1 protein-coding gene is annotated in these 1,410 nt (G+C 54.0%); it reads right to left on the bottom strand.

Translation table 11 applies throughout. The features are described 5' to 3' along the window. A partial coding sequence (gene ltrA / locus EK23_RS21310; protein ID WP_145998789.1) for a group II intron reverse transcriptase/maturase occupies positions 1-876 on the bottom strand: 876 nt, incomplete at its 3' end. Positions 877-1,410: the final 534 nt, after the last annotated feature.

Raw genomic sequence — 1,410 nt, 5'->3', positions numbered from 1 at the left:
TTTCTCCAAACTGGCCTGGGCGAGTCTTGGGCTGCCATCACTGTTGAGACTGAATCCCAGAAATTTTCCATGCCAGGGACGGCCTGTTCCACTTTTGTTTGGATTGACTCTCAACTTCAAGTGCTTGGCTATCCATTCCGTCAGGCTGGCCAGTATTCGCTGGCCGCTTCTTTCGCTTTTGACGAATATCACCACATCGTCGGCATAGCGGCAGAAGCTTAAACCTCGGCTTTCCAATTCTTTGTCCAGTTCATCCAGGTAGATATTGGCCAGCAGTGGGCTGAGCGGACCGCCTTGCGGCATGCCTTGGCTTCGCTTGATGCTCTGGCCATCTCTTTCCATGGGCGCTCTCAGGTAGTTACCGATCAGTTTCAAGACGCGCTTGTCTCTTACCTTACGGCCGATTTTCGCCATCAGTATGTCGTGATTGACTTCGTCAAAGAACGCACTGATGTCTATATCGACTACCCACGTTTTACCTTCCGCCACATAGCGACTGGCCGCTCTGACCGCGTCATGCGCACTCCTTTGCGGCCTATACCCGTAGCTATGGTCACTGAATTCCGCTTCGAAAATCGGACTCAGAACTTGGCTTACCGCTTGTTGGATCACTCTGTCTTGGACATTCGGTATGCCTAGAATTCGTTCTCCTCCTTGTGGCTTGGGTATCGCTATGCCTCGAATCGCTCCGGGTTGATAGGTCGTCGATCTGAGTTTCTCTGCGACTACCGGCCAGTGTTTTCTGGCGTGTGCCGCAAAGTCTTCGACCTTCATCCCATCCACGCCTGCCGATCCTTGGTTGGCCTTGACCCGTTTGTAGGCTTCTTGCAGGTTGTCCCGATTCAGGACTCTTTCCATCACATCTTCATTCAGCACCTTCTATTTCTCCTTCGCCCAGGTCTCGACTCGTATTCCGCTACCTCGCTACCGACGAGAATCCACCCGCCTCACTCGGTCACCAGTCCGGGTAGCTGCCGCAGTTGCAACGCCCGCCTGTTTCGGAATACTGCTCGCCGCTTCCTGGAGTTGTTTCAACGGTCTGTCTTTTGGTTCTTCGGCCCTTTACTCCAGCCTGTTTCCGGGCCTTCTTCGCTACTACGGCCTCTGCTGACTTCTCCCAAACTCTCATTCGGGAGATCTCCCCGGGTAAGGCGCTAAAACTTTCCGCCCGTGCCGCCAAGCTCTACCTGATGCGTCTTTCGGTAACGGTTGGATTTCGTGTTCCCTAGCACACTCATCGCCCGCACCCGGCCTCTCTGCTTGTTCGTGTTCCTACGGTCGTGCGTTTGCTACACGCTTCTTTCAGGTTGGCCTCGCGGCTTCCCCCTTGCGTTTCGCTACGGTTGTCGTTACTACTTCCGGTTATCTCCTTTCAGATAACAAGTTTTAGCCCATGCCGGGCACACTAGG

Source organism: Methyloterricola oryzae (genome assembly GCF_000934725.1).
Lineage (GTDB): Bacteria > Pseudomonadota > Gammaproteobacteria > Methylococcales > Methylococcaceae > Methyloterricola > Methyloterricola oryzae.
Note: the sequence above shows the minus strand (reverse complement) of the source record. Positions and strands in the feature narration are given on the sequence as shown.